The 20,115-nt window shown below is 72.7% G+C and carries 18 protein-coding genes; 13 read left to right on the top strand and 5 right to left on the bottom strand.

Annotated features, from left to right (window positions below; all coding sequences use genetic code 11):
* Positions 1–61 precede the first annotated feature (61 nt).
* Positions 62–1,015: an IS481 family transposase gene (locus tag OG852_RS14260; RefSeq protein ID WP_330348117.1), complete on the top strand. Its 954-nt coding sequence runs from the start codon at positions 62–64 to the stop codon at positions 1,013–1,015.
* A gap of 76 nt (positions 1,016–1,091) precedes the next feature.
* Here the strand turns inward: OG852_RS14260 and OG852_RS14255 are convergent, their stop codons facing one another.
* From OG852_RS14255 to OG852_RS14245, 3 genes are all read right to left on the bottom strand, one after another.
* Positions 1,092–2,495 carry a hypothetical protein gene (locus tag OG852_RS14255; protein WP_330348116.1) on the bottom strand — a complete coding sequence of 468 codons (1,404 nt, stop codon included), beginning with the start codon at positions 2,493–2,495 and terminating at the stop codon, positions 1,092–1,094.
* 265 nt (positions 2,496–2,760) lie between these two features.
* Positions 2,761–3,987: a cation:proton antiporter gene (locus OG852_RS14250; protein ID WP_330348115.1), complete on the bottom strand. Its 1,227-nt coding sequence runs from the start codon at positions 3,985–3,987 to the stop codon at positions 2,761–2,763.
* 4 nt (positions 3,988–3,991) lie between these two features.
* Positions 3,992–4,477: a cation:proton antiporter regulatory subunit gene (locus tag OG852_RS14245; RefSeq protein ID WP_133914001.1), complete on the bottom strand. Its 486-nt coding sequence runs from the start codon at positions 4,475–4,477 to the stop codon at positions 3,992–3,994.
* 182 nt (positions 4,478–4,659) lie between these two features.
* On the opposite strand from OG852_RS14245, the gene OG852_RS14240 reads away from it, so the two are divergent.
* Positions 4,660–5,673 (top strand): sensor histidine kinase, encoded by a 1,014-nt coding sequence (locus OG852_RS14240; protein ID WP_330348114.1) that lies wholly within the window; start codon positions 4,660–4,662, stop codon positions 5,671–5,673.
* A complete protein-coding gene (locus OG852_RS14235) occupies positions 5,670–6,359 on the top strand; it encodes a response regulator (protein ID WP_133914003.1) in 690 nt (229 codons plus the stop codon). Before OG852_RS14240 ends, OG852_RS14235 begins: the two co-directional genes overlap by 4 nt.
* A gap of 15 nt (positions 6,360–6,374) precedes the next feature.
* Here OG852_RS14235 and OG852_RS14230 read toward each other — a convergent pair whose 3' ends face one another.
* The gene (locus OG852_RS14230) at positions 6,375–9,284 is read right to left on the bottom strand and encodes a SpoIIE family protein phosphatase (RefSeq protein WP_330348113.1); all 2,910 of its coding nucleotides are present in this window, start codon (positions 9,282–9,284) and stop codon (positions 6,375–6,377) included.
* Between the two features lie 122 nt (positions 9,285–9,406).
* Between OG852_RS14230 and rutA the strand changes: the two genes are divergently transcribed.
* The 6 genes from rutA (at position 9,407) to OG852_RS14200 (ending at position 14,674) form a co-directional block, all read left to right on the top strand.
* The gene (rutA, locus tag OG852_RS14225) at positions 9,407–10,489 is read left to right on the top strand and encodes a pyrimidine utilization protein A (protein ID WP_330348112.1); all 1,083 of its coding nucleotides are present in this window, start codon (positions 9,407–9,409) and stop codon (positions 10,487–10,489) included.
* A gap of 94 nt (positions 10,490–10,583) precedes the next feature.
* The gene (locus tag OG852_RS14220; RefSeq protein ID WP_330348111.1) at positions 10,584–11,366 is read left to right on the top strand and encodes a PP2C family protein-serine/threonine phosphatase; all 783 of its coding nucleotides are present in this window, start codon (positions 10,584–10,586) and stop codon (positions 11,364–11,366) included.
* A gap of 29 nt (positions 11,367–11,395) precedes the next feature.
* The gene (locus OG852_RS14215; RefSeq protein WP_133914007.1) at positions 11,396–11,776 is read left to right on the top strand and encodes a VOC family protein; all 381 of its coding nucleotides are present in this window, start codon (positions 11,396–11,398) and stop codon (positions 11,774–11,776) included.
* Positions 11,777–11,796: 20 nt separating this feature from the next.
* Positions 11,797–12,102, top strand: coding sequence for a hypothetical protein (locus tag OG852_RS14210; RefSeq protein WP_330348110.1), 306 nt, complete (start codon positions 11,797–11,799; stop codon positions 12,100–12,102).
* Between the two features lie 65 nt (positions 12,103–12,167).
* Entirely contained in the window at positions 12,168–13,697 is a 1,530-nt protein-coding gene (gene miaB / locus OG852_RS14205) for a tRNA (N6-isopentenyl adenosine(37)-C2)-methylthiotransferase MiaB (protein WP_330348109.1), read from the top strand.
* Positions 13,698–13,957: 260 nt separating this feature from the next.
* Entirely contained in the window at positions 13,958–14,674 is a 717-nt protein-coding gene (locus OG852_RS14200) for a class III extradiol dioxygenase subunit B-like domain-containing protein (protein ID WP_330348108.1), read from the top strand.
* Positions 14,675–14,689: 15 nt separating this feature from the next.
* On the opposite strand, the gene OG852_RS14195 is transcribed toward OG852_RS14200, so the two are convergent.
* Positions 14,690–14,962: an antitoxin gene (locus OG852_RS14195; protein ID WP_133914009.1), complete on the bottom strand. Its 273-nt coding sequence runs from the start codon at positions 14,960–14,962 to the stop codon at positions 14,690–14,692.
* A 157-nt stretch (positions 14,963–15,119) separates the two neighbouring features.
* Here OG852_RS14195 and miaA point away from each other — a divergent pair, with 157 nt between their 5' ends.
* The 4 genes from miaA (at position 15,120) to OG852_RS14175 (ending at position 20,106) form a co-directional block, all read left to right on the top strand.
* Positions 15,120–16,058: a tRNA (adenosine(37)-N6)-dimethylallyltransferase MiaA gene (miaA, locus tag OG852_RS14190; protein WP_133914010.1), complete on the top strand. Its 939-nt coding sequence runs from the start codon at positions 15,120–15,122 to the stop codon at positions 16,056–16,058.
* Between the two features lie 108 nt (positions 16,059–16,166).
* A complete protein-coding gene (locus OG852_RS14185) occupies positions 16,167–16,688 on the top strand; it encodes a hypothetical protein (protein ID WP_133914187.1) in 522 nt (173 codons plus the stop codon).
* Positions 16,689–16,722: 34 nt separating this feature from the next.
* Positions 16,723–17,592 carry a diaminopimelate epimerase gene (dapF, locus tag OG852_RS14180; RefSeq protein ID WP_133914011.1) on the top strand — a complete coding sequence of 290 codons (870 nt, stop codon included), beginning with the start codon at positions 16,723–16,725 and terminating at the stop codon, positions 17,590–17,592.
* Positions 17,593–17,889: 297 nt separating this feature from the next.
* The gene (locus tag OG852_RS14175) at positions 17,890–20,106 is read left to right on the top strand and encodes a RelA/SpoT family protein (RefSeq protein ID WP_330348107.1); all 2,217 of its coding nucleotides are present in this window, start codon (positions 17,890–17,892) and stop codon (positions 20,104–20,106) included.
* Positions 20,107–20,115: the final 9 nt, after the last annotated feature.

Raw genomic sequence — 20,115 nt, 5'->3', positions numbered from 1 at the left:
GTGAGGGCCTTCCGGGTTCGGTGTGGATCGCGACATCTGCACCAACGCTCAGGAGGCCCTCGTGTCCCACCGTAATGCGCCGCTGACGCCGACCGGCAGGCTCCGTCTGGCCCGGTGTGTCGTGGACGACGGCTGGCCGCTGCGCCGGGCCGCGGAACGCTTCCAGGTCAGTCACACCACCGCCGCACGCTGGGCGAGCCGCTACCGGCAGCACGGCGAGGCGGGGATGCGGGACCGCTCCAGCCGCCCGCACCGTCAACCGCACCGGACACCGGCGGCGGTGGAAGAACGGGTCGTGCGGCTGCGGCGCGAGCACCGTATCGGCCCACTGCGGCTGGCCGCCCGCACCGGCGTCGCCGCCTCCACCGCCCATCGCATCCTGCGCCGGCACGGCCTGCCCGTCCTGGCCGCCGTCGACCGGGCCACCGGCGAACCCGTCCGCCGTTACGAGCGTGCACGGCCCGGCGAACTGGTCCACATCGACGTCAAGAAGCTGGGGCGGATTCCCGACGGCGGCGGGCACCGCACCCAGGGCCGCGCCGAAGGCCGACGCAACCGCACCGGGACCGGCTACGCCTACCTGCACACCGCCCTGGACGACCACTCCCGCCTGGCCTACACCGAAGACCTGCCCGACGAGACCGCCCCGACCTGCGCCGCCTTCCTCACCCGCGCCACCGCCTGGTTCGCGCAGCAAGGGATCACCGTCGAACGGGTCCTGACCGACAACGCCTGGGCCTACACCAAGAACACCTGGCGTGACACCTGCCTCGACCTGGGGATCAGTCCCCGCTGGACGAGGCCCTGGCGGCCGCAGACGAACGGCAAGGTCGAACGCTTCCACCGCACCCTGCTCGAGGAATGGGCCTACACGCGGCCCTACATGTCAGACAGCGAACGTCAGGCAGCGTTTCCCGACTGGCTGCACTGGTACAACTACCACCGACCCCACACCGGCATCGGCGGCCACCCCCCAGCCAGCCGTGTCACCAACCTGTCCGGTCAGCACAACTAGGCCGTGTCCGCAAGGTCCCGTCTGCCCCGCGGGCGGACGACGGGATGGTGCGGACATGACCTGGCGGAACGGGGTACTAGGAGGCGGCGCTGCCCGCCAGCCTCCACTCCCGGTGGAGCGCGCCCAGGGGGATGTCCTTGGTGAACACCGGGGTGCCGAAGATGGTCAGCTGGAGCCGCAGGGTGCCGGTGAGGTCGACCCCGCCGTACAGCGCCCAGGTGCCGTGGGCCTCGAAGTCGTCGTCGGTGCCGGTGACCGTGCCGGTGCCCTCGCCGCGGACGTAGGGCGCCAGGTCGGCGACGACGCCGACACTCCCGTACAGGCCGACGCTCGCCTCCGCGCCGAGGGCCGCCTTGACGCTTCCGGCGGTGGTGACGGAGGTGCGTACCGGCGTGCTGGTCATGTCGGAGGAGCTGACCGGCGTCCAGCCCTGGGTGAGGCCGAAGGTGCCGCCGGCCTTGAAGTCGCCCTCGAGGCTCTGCTCCACGTCGACGGTGATCCTGCCGTCACCCGTGATCTGGACGTAGCAGGTCAGTTCGAGGTTGACGACGACGGGGACGGGGCCGACCTGGATGACCGGGTCGGCGTGCAGCTTGGCGAAGGGGATCCGTGCCGCGGTCGTGGACGCCTTGGCCTGCCCCTTCAGCGCCCAACCGGAGGTCCAGTCCCCGGACACGCCGAGATAGGCCGAGGCGGGTGCGGAGTCGGCGCCCTCGCCGCCGTAGCGGAAGTCGACCTGCGGGGCGACCTGGACGAATCCCTCGACGGAGGCGTCCGCGGCGGCGGAACCGTTGGTCACGGTGGGGAGTTCCGCGCGGACGTCGAGCCGCAGGCTGCCGAGGGGGACGGTCGCGCCCTCCGGGCCGACGTGCACCTCGCCCGTGCTCGTCCAGGAGACGTCGACGTCGGGCAGCAGCTTGTCGACGTCGAAGGCGGCCGGGTCGACCGGCACGCTGCCCCGGGCGGTGTCGTCCCCGAGCAGGGCGTTGAGCCGGGCCGGTTCGGTCTGCACCTCCGTGCCCTCGTCCGTCTCGCCGAGCACCTTCGTGACCTTGGCGAGGAGCCCCTGCGGTGCGCCCGGCGCGGGCGCGCTGGCGATGACGTCACCGACGGCGGTGTGCTGCCGAGGGGCCGTCGAGGCGCTGGGGGAGGCGCTCGGGGAGGCCGGGCCCGAGGGTGAGGCACCGGGGGAACTCGAGCCGCCCGTGCCGTCGTTCGAGGAGATGACGGCCCGTCGGGTACGGCTGTCGTACGAGGCGACGCTCAGCCCGGTCCGGTGGGCCTTGCCGCCGGACCTGGCGGGGTTGGCCGAGGCGGCCGCCGTGCCCGCCGGAGCGGCGGCCACCGCGAGCGAGTGGTCGGCGGCGGTGTCCGGGGCGACGGAGTGCGGGCCGGCCGTGGAGGAGGGGGACGCGGTCGGTGACGGGGCGGAGGAGCAGCCCGCGGCGAAGAGGAGGGCGGATGCGGCTAAGGCGGGCATGAGGGCACGGGAGTGCCTCAGGCGTCTGCGCAAGGTCAGTCCTGGGGATGGGGGGTGAGAGGGGGGATCGGCCGGGCACGGTGGGACACCGAGTGCCTACTGGCCGGTAATAAGCCATGAGCATGCCATGGGTGTCCCACCGCTGGTCCAGGATTCGGCCATCGTGCGCTGTGACGTGGGCCACGCGGAAGGAGGAAGCACGCGCTCTCCGGAGGAACGCGACCCCGCGGGGGAGGCGTGAAGCCGGGGTCCGGGAGCTGCCGCCTCAGTCGCCCACCGGTGCCTGAGGTCGGGCCAGGGACTCGGGTTGCCGCTCCGCCGTGTCCTCCCGGGGCGCCCGGCGGCGGGTCCGCCACAGGGCGAGCGGTTCCGTGTAGCGCGCGGTGAGCGGGCCGAGGACCACCAGGAGCAGCACGTACGCCGTCGCGAGCGGGCCCAGGGACGGCTCGATCCCGGCGGTGACCGCGAGACCGGCGATGACGATGGAGAACTCGCCGCGGGCGACCAGGGCACCGCCCGCCCGCCAGCGGCCCTTGACGGAGATGCCCGCGCGCCGCGCCGCCCAGTAACCGGTCGCGATCTTCGTCGCGGCGGTGACGACGGCCAGCGCCAGCGCGGGCAGGAGGACGGGAGGGATGCTCGCCGGGTCGGTGTGCAGCCCGAAGAAGACGAAGAAGATCGCCGCGAACAGGTCCCGCAGCGGGCTGAGCAGGGTGTGCGCGCCCTCCGCGGCCTCCCCGGACAGCGCGATGCCCACGAGGAACGCGCCCACCGCCGCCGACACCTGCAACTGCTGGGCCACACCGGCGACCAGGATGGTCAGCCCCAGCACCACGAGCAGCAGCTTCTCCGGGTCGTCGCTGGAGACGAACCGGGAGATGACCCGGCCGTAGCGCACCGCCGCGAACAGGACGAGCCCCGCGACCCCCAGCGCGACGGCCAGGGTGAGGCTGCCCGCAGCCAGCCCCGCCCCGGCCACCAGCGCCGTGACGATGGGGAGATAGACCGCCATCGCCAGGTCTTCGAGGACCAGCACGCTCAGGATGACCGGGGTCTCGCGGTTGCCGACCCGGCCCAGGTCGTTCAGCACCTTCGCGATCACCCCGGACGACGAGATCCAGGTGACGCCCGCCAGCACGACCGCCGCCACCGGGCCCCAGCCCAGCAGCAGGGCCATCACCGCGCCCGGCAGCGCATTGAGGGCGCAGTCGACCAGGCCCGACGGATAGTGCGACTTCAGGTTGGAGACCAGATCGCTCGCCGTGTACTCGAGGCCCAGCATCAGCAGCAGCAGGATGACGCCGATCTCGGCGCCGGTGGCGACGAACTCCTCGCTCGCGCCCAGCGGCAGCAGCCCGCCCTCGCCGAAGGCCAGCCCGGCCAGCAGATACAGCGGTATCGGCGAGAACGAGAACCGTGCGGCGAACCGGCCGAGCAGCCCGAGCGCCAGGATGATGGAACCGAACTCGATCAGCAGGACAGCGGAGTGCACTCGATCACTCCCGCCCGAGTGTCGCCGCGGCCGCGTCCACGCCCTCGCGGGTGCCGATCACGATGAGGGTGTCGCCCCCCGCCAGCCGGAAGTCCGGCGCCGGGGACGGGATCGCCTCGGCGCGCCGCAGCACCGCCACGATCGACGCGCCCGTCTGCGTGCGCATCCGGGTGTCGCCCAGCAGCCGCCCGTTCCAGCGGGAGGCCGCCGCGACCTCGATGCGCTCGGCGACCAGGCCCAGATCACTGGTGTACAGCAGGCTCGGGCTGTGGTGGGACGGCATCAGCGCGTCGATCAGCGAAGCGGCCTCCGCCCCGGTCAGCCGCAGCGACTGCGCGCAGGAGTCCGGGTCGTCGGCGCGGTACACGCCGACGGTGCGGGTGCCGTCGCGGTGGGCCACCACGGACAGATGGCGCTGCTCTCGTGTCACCAGGTCGTACCGGACGCCGATGCCTGGCAGCGGTGTCGTGCGGAGGCGTGGAGCAGACACGTTTCTTCCCCTTGCTGGTCGATCACGGACGGCCACGGACCGTCGCCGGTCGCGGTCATGCTGCCATCCGCCCGTACGGTGGCGACATGGGTGTTGTCACGGATGGACGGGGACGGCGGAGCAAGGAGAGGCTGGTCACGGCTGTGCTCCGGGTGAGCGACGGGAGAGGAGGGGCTGCGGGCATGTCGTTGTTCGTGCGGATCTTCACGCTCAACGCCGTCGGTCTGACCGTGGCCGCCGCGCTGCTGCTGGGCCCGGTCACCGTCTCCACCCCGGTCCTGCCCGGCGAGGCGCTCGTCGTCCTCGGCGGGCTGGCCGTGCTCCTGGCCGTCAACGTCCTGGTGCTGCGGGTGGGGCTGGCCCCGCTCGGACGGCTGGGCCGGGCCATGGCCGACGCCGACCTGCTGCGGCCCGGGGCCCGTGCCGCGGTCTCCGGGCCGGTCGAGGCGGCGGAGCTGATCACCACGTACAACGCGATGCTCGACCGGCTGGAGGCGGAACGCGCCGCCAGCGCGGGCCGTGCGCTGTCCGCCCAGGAGCGCGAACGCCACCGCATCGCGCGCGAACTGCACGACGAGGTCGGCCAGACCCTCACCGCCGTCCTGCTCCAGCTCAAGCGGGTCGCCGACCGGGCGCCCGAGGACCTGCGCGAGGAGCTGGGCCAGGCCCAGGAGGCCACCCGCGCCGGCCTGGAGGAGATCCGGCACATCGCGCGCCGGCTGCGCCCCGGCGTGCTCGACGAACTCGGCCTGCACAGCGCCCTGCGCTCCCTCGCGGCCGAGTTCACCACCCATGGACTGACCGTGCGTCACGACCTGGGTGCCGGCCTGCCCGCGCTGACCGAGGAGACGGAACTCGTGCTCTACCGCGTCGCCCAGGAAGCCCTCACCAACACCGCGCGGCACGCCGCGGCCGACCGCGCCGAACTCCGGCTGCGCCCCCTGGACGGCGGCGTCGAACTGCTCGTACGGGACAACGGCAGAGGGCTCGGCACGGCGGCCGGGCAGGGAGCCGGGATCACGGGGATGCGGGAACGGGCGCTGCTGATAGGAGCGACGCTGTCCGTGGTCTCGCCCAGCGCTGCCTCCGATGCCGGTCCGGGGACGGACGTACGGCTCAGGGTGTCGGCGGGGCCCCCGACGGGTGACGACGGCCCGACCGCGGCTGCCGTGGGCGCCCCCGGAGCAGGCCGATGACCCCCGGCCCCTCGGTGCCCCCGGGCAGGCCGCCGGTCCGGGTCCTGCTCGCCGACGATCACACCCTCGTCCGCCGCGGTGTGCGCCTCATCCTGGACGGGGAACCGGATCTGCGGGTCGTGGCCGAGGCCGGGGACGGGGCCGAGGCGGTCGAGCGGGCGCGGGCCGGGGACATCGACCTGGCCGTCCTGGACGTGGCCATGCCCCGGATGACCGGGCTGCAGGCGGCCCGTGAGCTGTCCCGCCGGCTGCCCGCCCTGCGCATCCTGATCCTCACCATGTACGACAACGAGCAGTACTTCTTCGAGGCCCTCAAGGCGGGGGCGGGCGGTTACGTCCTGAAGTCCGTCGCCGACCGCGACCTCGTCGAGGCCTGCCGGGCCGTCGTACGCGACGAACCGTTCATCTACCCCGGTGCCGAACGGGCCCTCGTCCGCTCGTACCTGGAGCGGCTCCACCGCGGGGCCGGCGTCGAGGGACTGCCGGAGCGGCCGATCACCGAGCGCGAGGAGGAGATCCTCAAACTGGTCGCCGAGGGCCACACCTCACGGGAGATCGGCGCCCTGCTCCACATCAGCGCCAAGACCGTGGAGCGGCACCGCGCCAACCTCCTGCAGAAACTCGGCATGCGCGACCGGCTGGAGCTGACCCGTTACGCCATCCGCGCCGGTCTCATCGACCCCTGAGCCGTTCCGAGGCCGTCACAGCAGCGCGCTCCAGTCCTCGCCCTCCTCGAAGCCGGCCGCGTTCGGGAACATCGGCTCCGGATCGCCGTCCGGCTCCGCCCCGCCGTCCGGCCCGGGCAACGGCTGCTCGGTCCATAAGCACTTGCCGGTGGGCGTGTAGCGCGCCCCCCACCGCCCGGACAGCGCCGTGATCAGCTGGAGCCCCCGGCCGCCCTCGTCGGTCTCGGAGGCCCGGCGGATGCGGGGCATGGTCTGGCTGCCGTCGTAGACCTCGCAGATCAGCTCGGCGCCGTACAGCAGCCGCAGCCGGACCGGGCCCCGGGCATGGCGGACGACATTGCCCACGAGCTCGCTGACCAGCAGCTCCGCGGTGGCGGTGAGCTGCTCCAGGTCCCACAGGGCGAGCTGCTCGCGCACATGCCGACGGGCCTGCCCGGCCGCTCTCGGGTCGTCGGGCAGCGGCCAGGAGACGACCCGTTCGACGGGCAGCGCATGCAGCCGCGCGACCAGTAAGGCCGCGTCGTCGGCGGCCTGCTGTTCGGCGGGCAGCAGAGCGGCCGTCAGCGAGTCGCACAGACGTTCAAGGTCTGCGGCGGTGTCGAGCGCGCCGCGCGCATGGGCCGCGCTCAGCAGCCGGGCCAGCTCCGCCGTCCCCTCGTCGATGTCCCGCTTCGCCGACTCGACCAGACCGTCGGTGTACAGCACGAGCAGACTGCCCTCCGGGACCTCCAGCTCGACCGTCTCGAACGGCGGTTCGGCCGCGCCCAGCGGCGGGTCGGCGTCCGGCTCCGGGAAGTACACGGTCCCGTCGGGACGCACCAGCGCCGGTGGCGGATGCCCGGCGCGGACCAGGGAGCAGACCCGGGTGGTGGAGTCGTAGAGCGCGTACAGGCAGGTGGCGTACGACCCCTCGCCCATGGCGCCGACGATGTCGTTGAGATGGCCCATGATCTCGCCGGGCGGCAGTTCGAGGTCGGCCAGCGTGTGGACGGCGGTGCGCAGCCGGCCCATGGTGGCCGCCTCCGGCAGCCCGTGGCCCATGACGTCACCGACGACGAGCGCGACCTGCCCGCCGGACAGCGGGATGATGTCGTACCAGTCGCCGCCCACGTCCGCGCCCGGCCCGGCCGGCAGATAGCGGGCGGCCGCCGTGCACGCGGGCAGCTCGGGCAGCGCCTGCGGGAGCAGACTGCGCTGGAGCTCACGGGAACGGGTGTACTCGGCGTCGTAGAGCCGGGCCCGTTCCAGCGACTGCGCCACGAGGGCGCTGATCGTGGAGAGCAGGGCGCGCTCCTCGGACGTGAGCAGCCGCGGCCGGTCGAACGCCACGACACACACCCCGAACGTGTGCCCCGACGCGGTCAGCGGCAGGAAGGCCCACGCCTGCTTGCCCGCACGCTCCGGCAGTCCGGCCAGCCAGGGCGAGTGGGCGGTCAGCTCCTGCGGCGAGGAGAAGAACAGGGGCGTGCCCGAGCCGATCGCGTCCCAGGCGGGATCGCCGGCCAACCGGCCCCGGCCGTCGATGAGGTGCAGGAAGTCGTCCGGGTAGCCGACGGCCCCGACGTAGTGCAGCCGCTCCTCCTCCGTCACCTGCACCAGGACCCCGGCGGCCGCGAACGGTGGCAGCACCCGCCGGGCCACCGCGTCCACCACGTCCTGCGAGGTGGTGGCCTTCGCGAGCTCCGCGGTGAGCTCCGCGATCCGCGCCGACCGCTCGTCCGCCTGCTGCTTCTCCGCCCGCTGCTTCTCCGCCAGACGCCGGTTCTCCGTGACGTCGGTGAAGTACAGGGTGCGCCCGTCGGGCCCCGGCACCAGCCGCAGGTGGTAGCGGCAGCCGCAGGCCGGCACCCGGACGTCGAACCCGGCCGGCTTCTCCTCGGCCGCCGCCGCCCGGCACCGGGCCTCCAGATCGGGCACCTGGCGGGCGGCGGGCAGATCCCACAGCAGCCGTCCGAACAGTTCCTCCTCCGAGAAGCCCAGGAACCGCTCCGCCTCCAGATTCGCGAAGGTGATCCGCCACTCGTCGTCCACCGCGAGAAAGCCGTCGCTCATGTGCCGCAGGGCCCGGCCGAGGGTGTCACGGGCGGTCCGCGACTCGTCGCTCTCCCAGCCCACGCCGATCATCCGCAGCGGCTCGCCCCGCTCGTCGTACGTGGCCCTGCCACGCGCCTGCGTCCAGCCGTACGTGCCGTCCAGGCGCCGTACCCGGTACTCGGCCTCGTAGACGGACCGGTCGAGGATCGCCCGCTGCGCCGCCGCCAGCGTGGGCGCCAGGTCGTCGGGGTGCACGATCCGCATCCAGTTGTCGATCTTCCCGGTGAAGTCGGCCGGCCGGGTCCCGTACAGCTCCAGCGCCGCCTCGTCCCAGATCAGATCGCCGCTGCGGATGTCCCAGTCCCACGAACCGACCCGGACCTCCTTCAGCGCCTGCCGCAGCCGCTCCCCGCTCAGCTCCGTGTGCGCGGGCCCGGCCGGGCGGGGCGCCTGGGCCATGCGGTCCTCGGTCCAGGCGACCACGGCCCGCAGGAACCGCCAGTGCTCCGGCGTGGGTTCGCCGCGCTCACCGGCCAGCACGGTCATCGCGCCTATGCTGCGCCCTCCGCTGAACACGGGGAGGGCTGCCAGTCCGGTGCCGGGCCAGAGGGCCTCGGGCGCCGGTCGCGCCACCCAGACGCTGTCGTTCTTCTGGAGCGCCCGTGCGGGAGCCGACGGCCCTTCCTGGTCGACGATCTCCCACGCGCGCGTGAGGGCGGGCGGAAGCCCCGCGGCCGAGACCAGACGCAGGGCCGACATCGGACCCCGCAGATGCATCGCCGCGCCGAGCGCGCCCAGTTCGCCCATCGCGTGCTGCAGGGCAAGCCGGAACACCTCGCTCTCCGTGACACCGGGGGCCACAGTGCTGAGCAGAGCGAGCCGTGCGTTCATGCAGGGAACCTATCGTTCCCGTTCTCGAACGAAACCCCTTTCACACATTCTCACCGGCGGTTTCCTGCCAGTTTCACGGTTCAACGACCTAAAAAACGAGCCCGGTTGATCAAATGTGGTCCATGGACATCGGTGTCTTCATCCCCATCGGCAACAACGGCTGGCTCATCTCCAAGAGCGCCCCCCAGTACCTGCCGACGTTCGAACTCAACAAGGCGATCGTGCAGAAGGCCGAGGAGCACGGTCTCGACTTCGCCCTGTCCATGATCAAACTCAAGGGCTTCGGCGGTGAGACGGAGTTCTGGGACCACTGCCTGGAGTCGTTCACGCTGATGGCGGGGCTGGCCGCGGTGACGGAACGGATCAGGCTGTACGCCTCCACCCCGATCCTCGCCCTGCCGCCCGCCATCGTCGCGCGCATGGCGGTCACGGTCGACTCCATCGCCCCCGGCCGCTTCGGCGTCAACATCGTCACCGGCTGGGCGCCCGGCGAGTACGCGCAGATGGGCGCCTGGCCCGGCGACGAGCACTTCGGCAACCGGTACGCGCGGGCCGCCGAGTACGTCACCGTCATGAAGGAGCTCTGGAGCGAGGGCGTCAGCAACTTCAAGGGCGCGTTCTACGAGATGGACGACTGCGTGCTGTCCCCGCGGCCGGCGCACGGGCACATCGACATCGTCGCCGCCGGACAGAGCGGCACCGGCATGCGGTTCGCCGCCGAACACGCCGACTACAACTTCGTCCTGGGCAGCGGCGTCAACACCCCGCTCGCGTTCGCGGACACCACCGCCGCGCTGGCGGACGCGGTACGGGAGACGGGCCGGGACGTCGGGGCGCTCTCGCTGTTCATGGTGATCGCCGACGAGACCGACGAGGCCGCCCGCGCCACGTGGCGGGACTACCACGACTACGCCGACCACGCGGCGCTGGCGTACATGGCGGGGGAGTCGGCCACCGACACCACCGCCGACGCGTCCTCCACCGCCCGCACCATCGTGCTCCCCGAGGGCGCGGTCAACTTCAACATGGGCACGCTGGTCGGCTCCTACGAGACCGTCGCCGGGATGCTCGACGAGATCGCCGGGGTGCCCGGCACCAAGGGGATCATGCTCGTCTTCGACGACTTCCTGGCGGGACTGGAGAACTTCGGCACCCGCATCCAGCCCCTGATGCGCTCCCGGGCGTGCCGGGGCCCCGCCGTCTGACCCGGGCGACCGGTGGAATCCTCCCGCAGGCCGCCTACGCTGGAGACATGACCGGCACGACCGGCAACGGCGACCGAAGCCGAGGGTGACGTCCATGCCGCACGTCGCCGTCAGCGCGCTCAGCCACCCCGGGCTGCTCCGTGAACGCAACGAGGACAGCCTCGTCATAGGGCCGTGGACGCTGTGCGCCACCGTCACCGAGAACCCGCAGACCCTGGTGTTCCCACTCGGCACGCCCCTCGTGGCCGCCGTCGCCGACGGGCTCGGCGGGCATCCCGGCGGCGACGTGGCCAGCGCCCTGGTCGCCCGCCGCATCGCGGCCGTGGGCGCCCTGCTGACCGACGAGGACGCCGTACGCGACGCCCTGAGCGCCTGCAACCGGGCCGTGTACGAGGCCGCCGACGGGCCGGAGGGCGAACTCGCCGGCATGGGGACGACGATCGCCGGAGTCGTGGTACGGCCCGGCTCGGCGCTCGTGTTCAACGTGGGCGACAGCCGGGTCTACGCGGCCTCCCGGGACGTACTGCGCCGGGTGAGCGTGGACGACAGCCCGCCGCTCGCACCGGGCCTGCGCACCACCTCCCTCGTCACCCAGTGCCTCGGCGGCTCCCTCACCCACCGCCCCGTGCACCCCCATGTGACCGCCGTGCCCCTGACACCCGGCGAGCGGTACCTCGTCTGCACCGACGGGCTCAGCGACGCCGTGCCGGACGAGACGCTCGAGGAGGTCATGCGGGAGTACGACGACGTCCGCGCCGCCTTCGAACTGTGGAAGTCGGCCATCGCCGCGGGCGGCCCGGACAACATCACGCTCGCGGTCGTGCGCGTCGCGGAGGACGGGGCGGGCGGCGAGTTCCCGGAGGCTGCCGGGATCTGAACAGCAGTGACCACGCCTGGGAGGCGATCATGTTCGGTACGACGAAGGCGTTCAGCGGCTTCTCGGTGGACGACCTCGACGCGGCCAGGAAGTTCTACGCCGAGACGCTCGGCCTGCGGGTCTCCGAGGAGAACGGGCTGCTGACCCTGCACATCGCGGGCGACCGGGACATCCTGGTCTACCCCAAGCCCGACCACACCCCGGCGACCTTCACGATCCTCAACTTCCCCGTCGACGACATCGAGGCGGCGGTGGACGAGCTGACCGGCCGGGGCGTGCGCTTCGAGCGCTACGACCACCTCCCGGCCGACGACAAGGGCATCTTCCGCGGCGGCGGCCCGCTGATCGCGTGGTTCACCGACCCGGCGGGCAATGTGCTCTCCCTCATCGAGCAACCGGCACAGACATGAGCGGCATGAGGGGGACCGGCATGAGTGAGACGGGCATGGGTGACACGGGCATGGATGAGACGGACATGAGTGAGATCGTCGTCTACGAGATCGACAACCCGGCGGCCGCACCCGGTGGCGCCGAACCGCAGGTCCGCACGGTGCACGCGGCACCCGCCGCCCCCGGGACACCGGGGACCACCGGGCCCCGCACCCTGTGCGGCAAGGACACCTTCGCCATGGTGCGGGCCCGCCGGCAGCCCGCCGAGCACGAGGGAGCACGCTGGTACCCACCGGAACACGCGTCCCTGGTCTGCCCCGACTGCGACGCCGTGATCGAGACCTGAGCGGCGGCGAAGCGACGGTGCGAGGGCCGGGCCGGGGCTCGCGCGCGAGCACCTACCCTTGAGGCATGACCAGCAGCAGCGACCGGAGCCTCGCATTGGACGTTCCCGCACCCAAGAGCTATGAAATCCGCACCTACGGGTGCCAGATGAACGTCCACGACAGCGAGCGGTTGTCCGGGCTGCTCGAAGAGGCCGGTTACGTGCGCGCCCCCGAGGGCTCCGACGGGGACGCGGACGTCGTCGTCTTCAACACCTGCGCGGTCCGCGAGAACGCCGACAACCGGCTGTACGGCAACCTCGGCCGCCTCGCGCCGAAGAAGGCCTCCCGCCCCGGCATGCAGATCGCGGTCGGCGGCTGCCTCGCGCAGAAGGACCAGGACACCATCGTGAAGAAGGCGCCCTGGGTGGACGTCGTCTTCGGCACGCACAACATCGGCAAGCTCCCCGTCCTGCTGGAACGCGCGCGCGTGCAGGAAGAGGCCCAGGTCGAGATCGCCGAGTCCCTGGAGGCCTTCCCCTCCACGCTGCCGACGCGCCGCGAGAGCGCCTACGCGGCCTGGGTGTCGATCTCCGTCGGCTGCAACAACACCTGCACGTTCTGCATCGTCCCGGCCCTGCGCGGCAAGGAGAAGGACCGCCGCACCGGCGACATCCTCGCCGAGATCGAGGCCCTGGTCGGCGAGGGCGTCTCCGAGATCACCCTGCTCGGCCAGAACGTCAACGCGTACGGCTCCGACATCGGCGACCGAGAGGCGTTCAGCAAGCTGCTGCGCGCCTGCGGGAAGATCGAGGGCCTGGAGCGCGTCCGCTTCACCTCGCCCCACCCCCGCGACTTCACCGACGACGTCATCGCGGCCATGGCCGAGACCCCGAACGTCATGCCCCAGCTCCACATGCCGCTCCAGTCCGGCTCCGACCCGGTCCTGAAGGCCATGCGCCGCTCCTACCGGCAGGAGCGCTACCTCGGGATCATCGAGAAGGTGCGGGCCGCGATCCCGCACGCGGCGATCACCACCGACATCATCGTGGGCTTCCCCGGCGAGACCGAGGAGGACTTCGAGCAGACCCTGCACGTCGTCCGTGAGGCGCGCTTCTCGCAGGCCTTCACCTTCCAGTACTCCAAGCGCCCCGGCACCCCGGCCGCGACCATGGAGAACCAGATCCCCAAGGAGGTCGTCCAGGCGCGCTACGAGCGTCTCGTCGCCCTCCAGGAGGAGATCTCCTGGGAGGAGAACAAGAAGCAGGTCGGCCGCACCCTGGAGCTGATGGTCGCCGAGGGCGAGGGCCGCAAGGACGGCGCCACCCACCGCCTCTCCGGCCGCGCCCCCGACAACCGCCTGGTCCACTTCACCAAGCCGGACCAGGAGGTCCGCCCCGGCGACGTCGTCACGGTGGAGATCACCTACGCCGCCCCGCACCACCTCCTCGCCGAGGGCCCCGTCCTCGACGTACGCCGCACGCGCGCGGGGGACGCCTGGGAGAAGCGCACCACCGAGAAGGCCACCCAGCAGACCGGCGTCATGCTGGGCCTCCCGAAGATCGGCGCCCCGGCCCCCCTGCCGGTGGCCACGGGAAGCGGCTGCGGCTGCGACTGACCGCTCGGTGACGCGGGGGTGGCGTGGCCGGGGCGCCCGACGGCTCCTCCGGCCCCACCGGTGGTCCGCGCCGAGCCGGACGGCGTACTCATCGCGGCCCGCTCTGCCCCGGGCCGTTCCGGCGGCCGCGGCCGGTCTCCTCGGCGTGGCCGTCGACACCCGGCCGGGCCGCACCGGAGGCATCGGCCGGTCTCGCCGACGTGCTTTTGCCCGCGCCGGTGACTGACCGCCGGCGTACCCGCGGGGTTACGCTGCCGATCATGCTTGTCGCCGCTGCCGTCTGCCCCTGTCCGCCGCTGCTGGTGCCCGAGGTCGCCGCGGGTGCCGCGTCCGAGCTGGACGCGGCGCGTGCCGCCTGTTCCGACGCGCTGGCCGTGCTGACGGCCGCCCGCCCGGACCGGCTCGTCGTCGTAGGACCCGCCGACGAGGCCGGGCGCGGTCCGCACCCCGAGGGCGCCCACGGCTCGTTCCGCGGCTTCGGGGTGGAGGTGGCCGTACGGCTGGGCCGGGCGGGTGTGGACGCCCCGTCCGCACGCGAGCTGCCGGTCTCGCTCGCCGTCGCCGCCTGGCTGCTGGAGCGGGCCGGCTGGTCGGCGGCACCCGTCGAGGGCCTGGGCGTCGGCGAACCGCTCCCCGTCGAGCGGTGCGTCGAGACCGGCCGGGGACTCGGCGCGCGGGCGGACCGGGTCGCGCTGCTCGTCATGGGCGACGGGAGCGCCTGCCGCACCCTGAAGGCGCCCGGCTACCTCGACGAGCGCGCCGCGCCCTTCGACGCGGCGGTCGCCCGCGCGCTGGGCGCGGCGGACGTGGAGGCGATCAAGGCGCTCGACGCGGGGCTCGCCCACGAGCTGAAAGCCGCGGGCCGCACCTCCTGGCAGGTTCTGGCGGGCGCCGCCGAGAACGCCGGGCTGAGCGGCTCACTGCTGTACGAGGACGCGCCGTACGGCGTGGGGTACGTGGTCGCGGCCTGGTCCTAGCACGCACCCGGACGGTCAGGAGGCCGGCGGAGGCGTGCGCGGCGGTGTGAACGTGTCGCCGCCGCCCGCCGGCGGCTCGTCCTTGTGCGCGAGCCGGTCCATGGCGCCCTTGGCCTTGTCGGTACCCGTGTGGATCCGGTCGGTGTACTTGCCCTTGGTCTTGTCGTCGACGACCTTCGCCGCCTTGTCGAGACCGTGCGTGACCTTGTCCCCGTGCTGGTGCGCGAGGTGCGAGACCTTGTCCTTGGCCGGGCCGAGCCGGGCCTTCAGGTTGTCCAGGAGACCCATGGGCCACCTTCCGTCGCGGGTTCGTCGTGCGCGGGTCCGCTCTGAGGATCCGAACGTGTCAAAAACACCCATATCAACTCCATACGGTACTCGTGTGGGCGAAATCCCGCCCCGGGGCGACGGCGTCCACGCCCCCGGCGTTTGGGAGACTGGTGCGGTGAGCAGCGCAGCCCCCACCCCCCGCGTCATCGCCGTCGTCGGACCGACCGCGGCCGGAAAGTCCGATCTGGGCGTCTTCCTGGCCCAGCGACTCGGCGGCGAGGTCGTCAACGCCGACTCCATGCAGCTGTACCGAGGGATGGACATCGGCACCGCCAAGCTGACCCCCGAGGAACGCGCCGGGGTACCGCACCACCTCCTGGACGTCTGGGACGTCACCGTCACCGCCTCCGTCGCCGAGTACCAGAAGCTGGCGCGGGCCCGGATCGACGCCCTGCTCGCCGAGGGCCGCTGGCCGATCCTCGTCGGCGGCTCCGGGCTGTACGTCCGCGGCGCCGTCGACAACCTGGAGTTCCCCGGCACCGACCCCGTGGTCCGCGCCCGCCTCGAGGAGGAGCTCACCCTGCGCGGCTCCGGCGCCCTGCACGCCCGGCTGGCCGCCGCCGACCCCGAGGCCGCCCAGGCGATCCTGCCCGGCAACGGCCGCCGTATCGTCCGCGCCCTGGAGGTCATCGAGATCACCGGCCGGCCCTTCACCGCCAACCTTCCCGGCCACGACTCGGTCTACGACACGATCCAGATCGGCGTCGACGTGGCACGCCCCGAACTCGACGAGCGCATCGCCCGCCGTGTCGACCGCATGTGGGACGCCGGGCTCGTCGACGAGGTGCGCGCACTGGAGGCGCAGGGCCTGCGCGAGGGGCGTACGGCGTCGCGCGCGCTCGGCTACCAGCAGATCCTCGCCGCCCTGGCCGGCGCGTGCACGGACGCCGAGGCGCGGGCCGAGACCGTCCGTGCCACCAAACGCTTCGCGCGCCGTCAGGATTCGTGGTTCAGGCGCGATCCGCGGGTGCACTGGTTGAGTGGGGCTGCGGCGGATCTCACCAAACTTCCGGAGCTCGCGATGGCGTTGGTGGAACGACCGGTTACAGCCTGATCACGTCATGGCATCGGGACGCCCAGGCCGCCGTCCGTGCCTCCGGTGCCGTGCCATCATCGAGCTTCGATCGACCAAGTGGAGTCCGAGTTGGGAGGGCGCGTGGCGATGGAGGCCGGCCCTCGTGACACCGCACAAGGCACCGAGGGCCTCACCCCGGAGCGTGGGGAACCGGAGCCCGAGGAGGGGCGTGCCCTTCCCGACGCGGTGGACCCCGACGTGGTGGACGACACCCAGGGCGGCGGGGTGACCGACGACGGTCCCGAGCCCGAGGAGATGTTCGCGAGCGGGCCCGAGGTCGAGGTCGAGCTGCGCCCGCAGCGCCGCCTGCGGATCTGGCAGCTCGCGCCCATCGTCGCCCTCTCCGCGACCGGTTCCCTGATGTTCGCGTTTCCTCTCGCCTTCGACTTCGGCGACAGCGGGGCCGTGATCGCCATGCTGGGGCTGCTGATCTGCTCCTGTGCGGCCGGCTGGGGCATGATGGCCGCGCGTCGCGTGGGTTACACGTGGCCCGGTCTCCCCGCGCGCGGCTCCGGCCGCCGTCCCGACTGGCGGGTCGTCCTGGCGTACGTCGTCCTGGTCGCCGTGGTGGCGGTCCTCGCCGTGTGGAGAGTCGCCCGCCTGCGCTGACGGGCCTGTCGGTGCCACGCCGTACGATCGAGGAATGAGCACGCGGATCGCCTTCCTCAAGGGCCACGGGACCGAGAACGACTTCGTGATCGTCCCGGACCCGGAGAACGTCGTCGACCTCCCCCCGGCCGCCGTCGCCGCCCTGTGCGACCGGCGCGCGGGCATCGGCGGTGACGGGCTGCTGCACGTCGTGCGCTCCGCCGCGCACCCCGAGGCGCGGGACATGGCGACCGAGGCCGAGTGGTTCATGGACTACCGCAACGGCGACGGCTCGATCGCCGAGATGTGCGGCAACGGCGTGCGCGTGTTCGCCCGCTACCTCCAGCACGCGGGACTCGTCCCCGAGGGTGACATCGCCGTCGCCACGCGCGCGGGCGTCAAGAGCGCGCACATCGCCAAGGACGGCGACATCACCGTCGGCATGGGCCGGGCGCGCCTCCCCGAGGGCGAGGTCACCGTGAGCGTCGGCGAGCGCAGCTGGCCCGCGCGGAACGTGAACATGGGCAACCCGCACGCCGTCGCCTTCGTCGAGGACCTCGCGCACGCCGGCGACCTGTACAGCCCGCCGCCCTTCAGCCCCGCCTCCGCCTACCCGGACGGGGTCAACGTCGAGTTCGTCGTCGACCGCGGCCCTGGGCACGTCGCCCTGCGCGTGCACGAGCGGGGCTCCGGCGAGACCCGCTCCTGCGGCACCGGCGCGTGTGCCGTCGCCGTGGCCACCGCCCGCAGGGACGGCGCCGACCCGGCCGTCACCGGGACCCCGGCCACATACACCGTGGACGTCCCCGGCGGCCGTCTGGTGATCACCGAGCGGCCCGACGGCGAGATCGAGATGACCGGACCCGCAGTGATCGTCGCCACAGGCGAGATCGACCCCGAGTGGCTGGAAAACGCCGCTCGTTGACGCCATGACGGCTTCGTATCGCAGGTGTGTGCGGGCGTGGACGGCGCGACCGCACACCTGAGGCACGGTCAGGGATTCGAAATGGCTGCCCGTCCTGATTCTGGTGGCGCAAAACCGTAAACCCCCAAATCGTCGCTCGAATGGGTGATCCGTTTCACGCTCGGCGAGAGGCGGTCAGTCGCACGTGATGGGCTCGGTAGCATCAAGCACCGGCCCGGACGGGGGACTCTGCCAGTCCCCTGAGCCGTGTCCGCCCTGGGACACCCCGTCCGCCGGTCCACGCAGCCGGAGGTGCCCATGAGTGCGGAGGCCACGAACCCTGCGACGCCGGGCCCGGTAGCGCCGGCCACGCCCCGCAGGCGCAGCCTGCCCCGGATCGACCTGCGCCGCCTGGGCCGGGCCGCCCTGCTCGGCAGCCCCTCCCGGGGCCGGCTGCCCGACGCGATCGGCCATGTCGTCGAGGCCCACCGCGCCCACCACCCGGATGCCGACCTCGAACCCCTGCGCCGCGCCTATGTGCTCGCCGAGTCCTCGCACCGCGGCCAGATGCGCAAGAGCGGCGAGCCGTACATCACCCACCCGCTCGCCGTGACCCTGATCCTCGCCGAACTCGGCGCGGAGACCACCACCTTGACGGCCTCTCTGCTCCACGACACCGTCGAGGACACCGATGTGACGCTCGACCAGGTGCGCGAGCAGTTCGGCGAGGAGGTGCGCTACCTCGTCGACGGCGTCACCAAGCTGGAGAAGGTCGACTACGGCGCCGCCGCCGAACCCGAGACCTTCCGCAAGATGCTCGTCGCCACCGGCAGCGACGTCCGCGTGATGTCGATCAAACTCGCCGACCGGCTGCACAACATGCGCACCCTCGGCGTGATGCGCCCCGAGAAACAGGAGCGCATCGCCAAGATCACCCGGGACTTCCTCATCCCGCTCGCCGAACGCCTCGGTGTCCAGGCCCTCAAGACCGAGCTGGAGGACCTCGTCTTCGCGATCCTCCATCCCGAGGAGTACGAGCGCACCCGCGAGCTGATCGTCGACAACGCCTCCCGTGCGGACGACCCCCTCGCCGAGTTCGCCGACGCCATGCGCGCGGTCCTGCGCGAGGCCGGCATCCAGGCCGAAGTCCTCATCCGGACACGGCACTTCGTCTCCGTCCACCGGGTCTCACGCAAGCGCGGCCAACTGCGCGGCTGCGACTTCGGCCGCCTGCTGGTGCTCGTCAACGAGGACGCGGACTGTTACGCCGTCCTCGGTGAACTGCACACCTGTATGACGCCCGTCGTCTCGGAGTTCAAGGACTTCATCGCCGTACCCAAGTTCAACCTGTACCAGTCGCTGCACACCGCCGTCGCCCGCGAGGACGGCCAGGTCGCCGAAGTCCTCATCCGCACCCACCAGATGCACAAGGTCGCCGAGGCCGGCGTCGTCGCGCTCGGCAATCCCTACGTCGGTCCGCAGGAGGAGCAGACCCGCGAGGGCGCCCCGGCGGACGGGGACCGGCTCGACGGGGAGCGCGCCGACGGGGAGCGGGTCGACCCGACCCGGCCCGGCTGGCTCTCCCGCCTCCTCGCCTGGCAGGAGGCCGCGCCCGACACCGACACCTTCTGGTCCACCCTGCGCGAGGACCTCGCCCAGGACCGCGAGATCACCGTCTTCCGCCCCGACGGCGGCACCCTCGGCCTCCCCGAGGGCGCCACCTGCGTCGACGCCGCCTACGCGCAGTACGGCGAGGACGCGCACGCCTGCATCGGCGCCCGCGTCAACGGCCGGCTCGCCACCCTGAGCACCGTGCTGCGGGACGGCGACACCGTCCAGCTCCTCATGGGCCAGGACCCCGCCTCCGAGCCCTCCAGGGAGTGGCTGGAGCACGCCCACACCCCCGCCGCGCGGATCGCCATCCAGCGCTGGCTCGCGACGCATCCGGCCCCGGCGGAGGAGGACACGGGAGAGGCGGCCGAGGGCCGGACCGGATCCGCCGTACGGACCGATGCCACCGAGACACCGGCCCCCGCACCGGCTCCCGACCCGACCGCCGACACCCCCCTGTCCCGCCCCGACACCGCCATCACCGTCGTCGGCCGGCCGGACGCCGGCGTACGCCTCGCCGGCTGCTGCACCCCCGTACCGGCCGACGAGGTCACCGGCTTCGCCGTACGCGGGGGAGTGGTGACCGTGCACCGCGCGGAGTGCGCCGCGGTGGCCCGCATGACCGACGCGGGGCGCGCGGCCGTCGACGTGCGCTGGGGCGACACCACCGAGTGCCGGGTCACCCTGGTCGCCGAGTCGTTCGGCCGTCCCCATCTGCTCGCCGACCTCACGGAGGCCATGGCCCTGGAGGGCGCCGAGATCGTCTCCGCGACCGTCGAACCCCCGAGCCAGCAGCGCGTACGCCACACGTACACCGTCCAGCTCCCCGACGCGGCCCATCTGCCCACCCTCATGCGCGCCATGCGGAACGTCCCCGGCGTCTACGACGTGAGCCGCGCCCAGCACCACGCCTCGGCCTCCTGAGCCACCCGT

The sequence above is a fragment of the Streptomyces sp. NBC_00582 genome (assembly GCF_036345155.1).
Lineage (GTDB): Bacteria > Actinomycetota > Actinomycetes > Streptomycetales > Streptomycetaceae > Streptomyces.
This window is presented reverse-complemented; position numbering and strand designations above follow the sequence as displayed.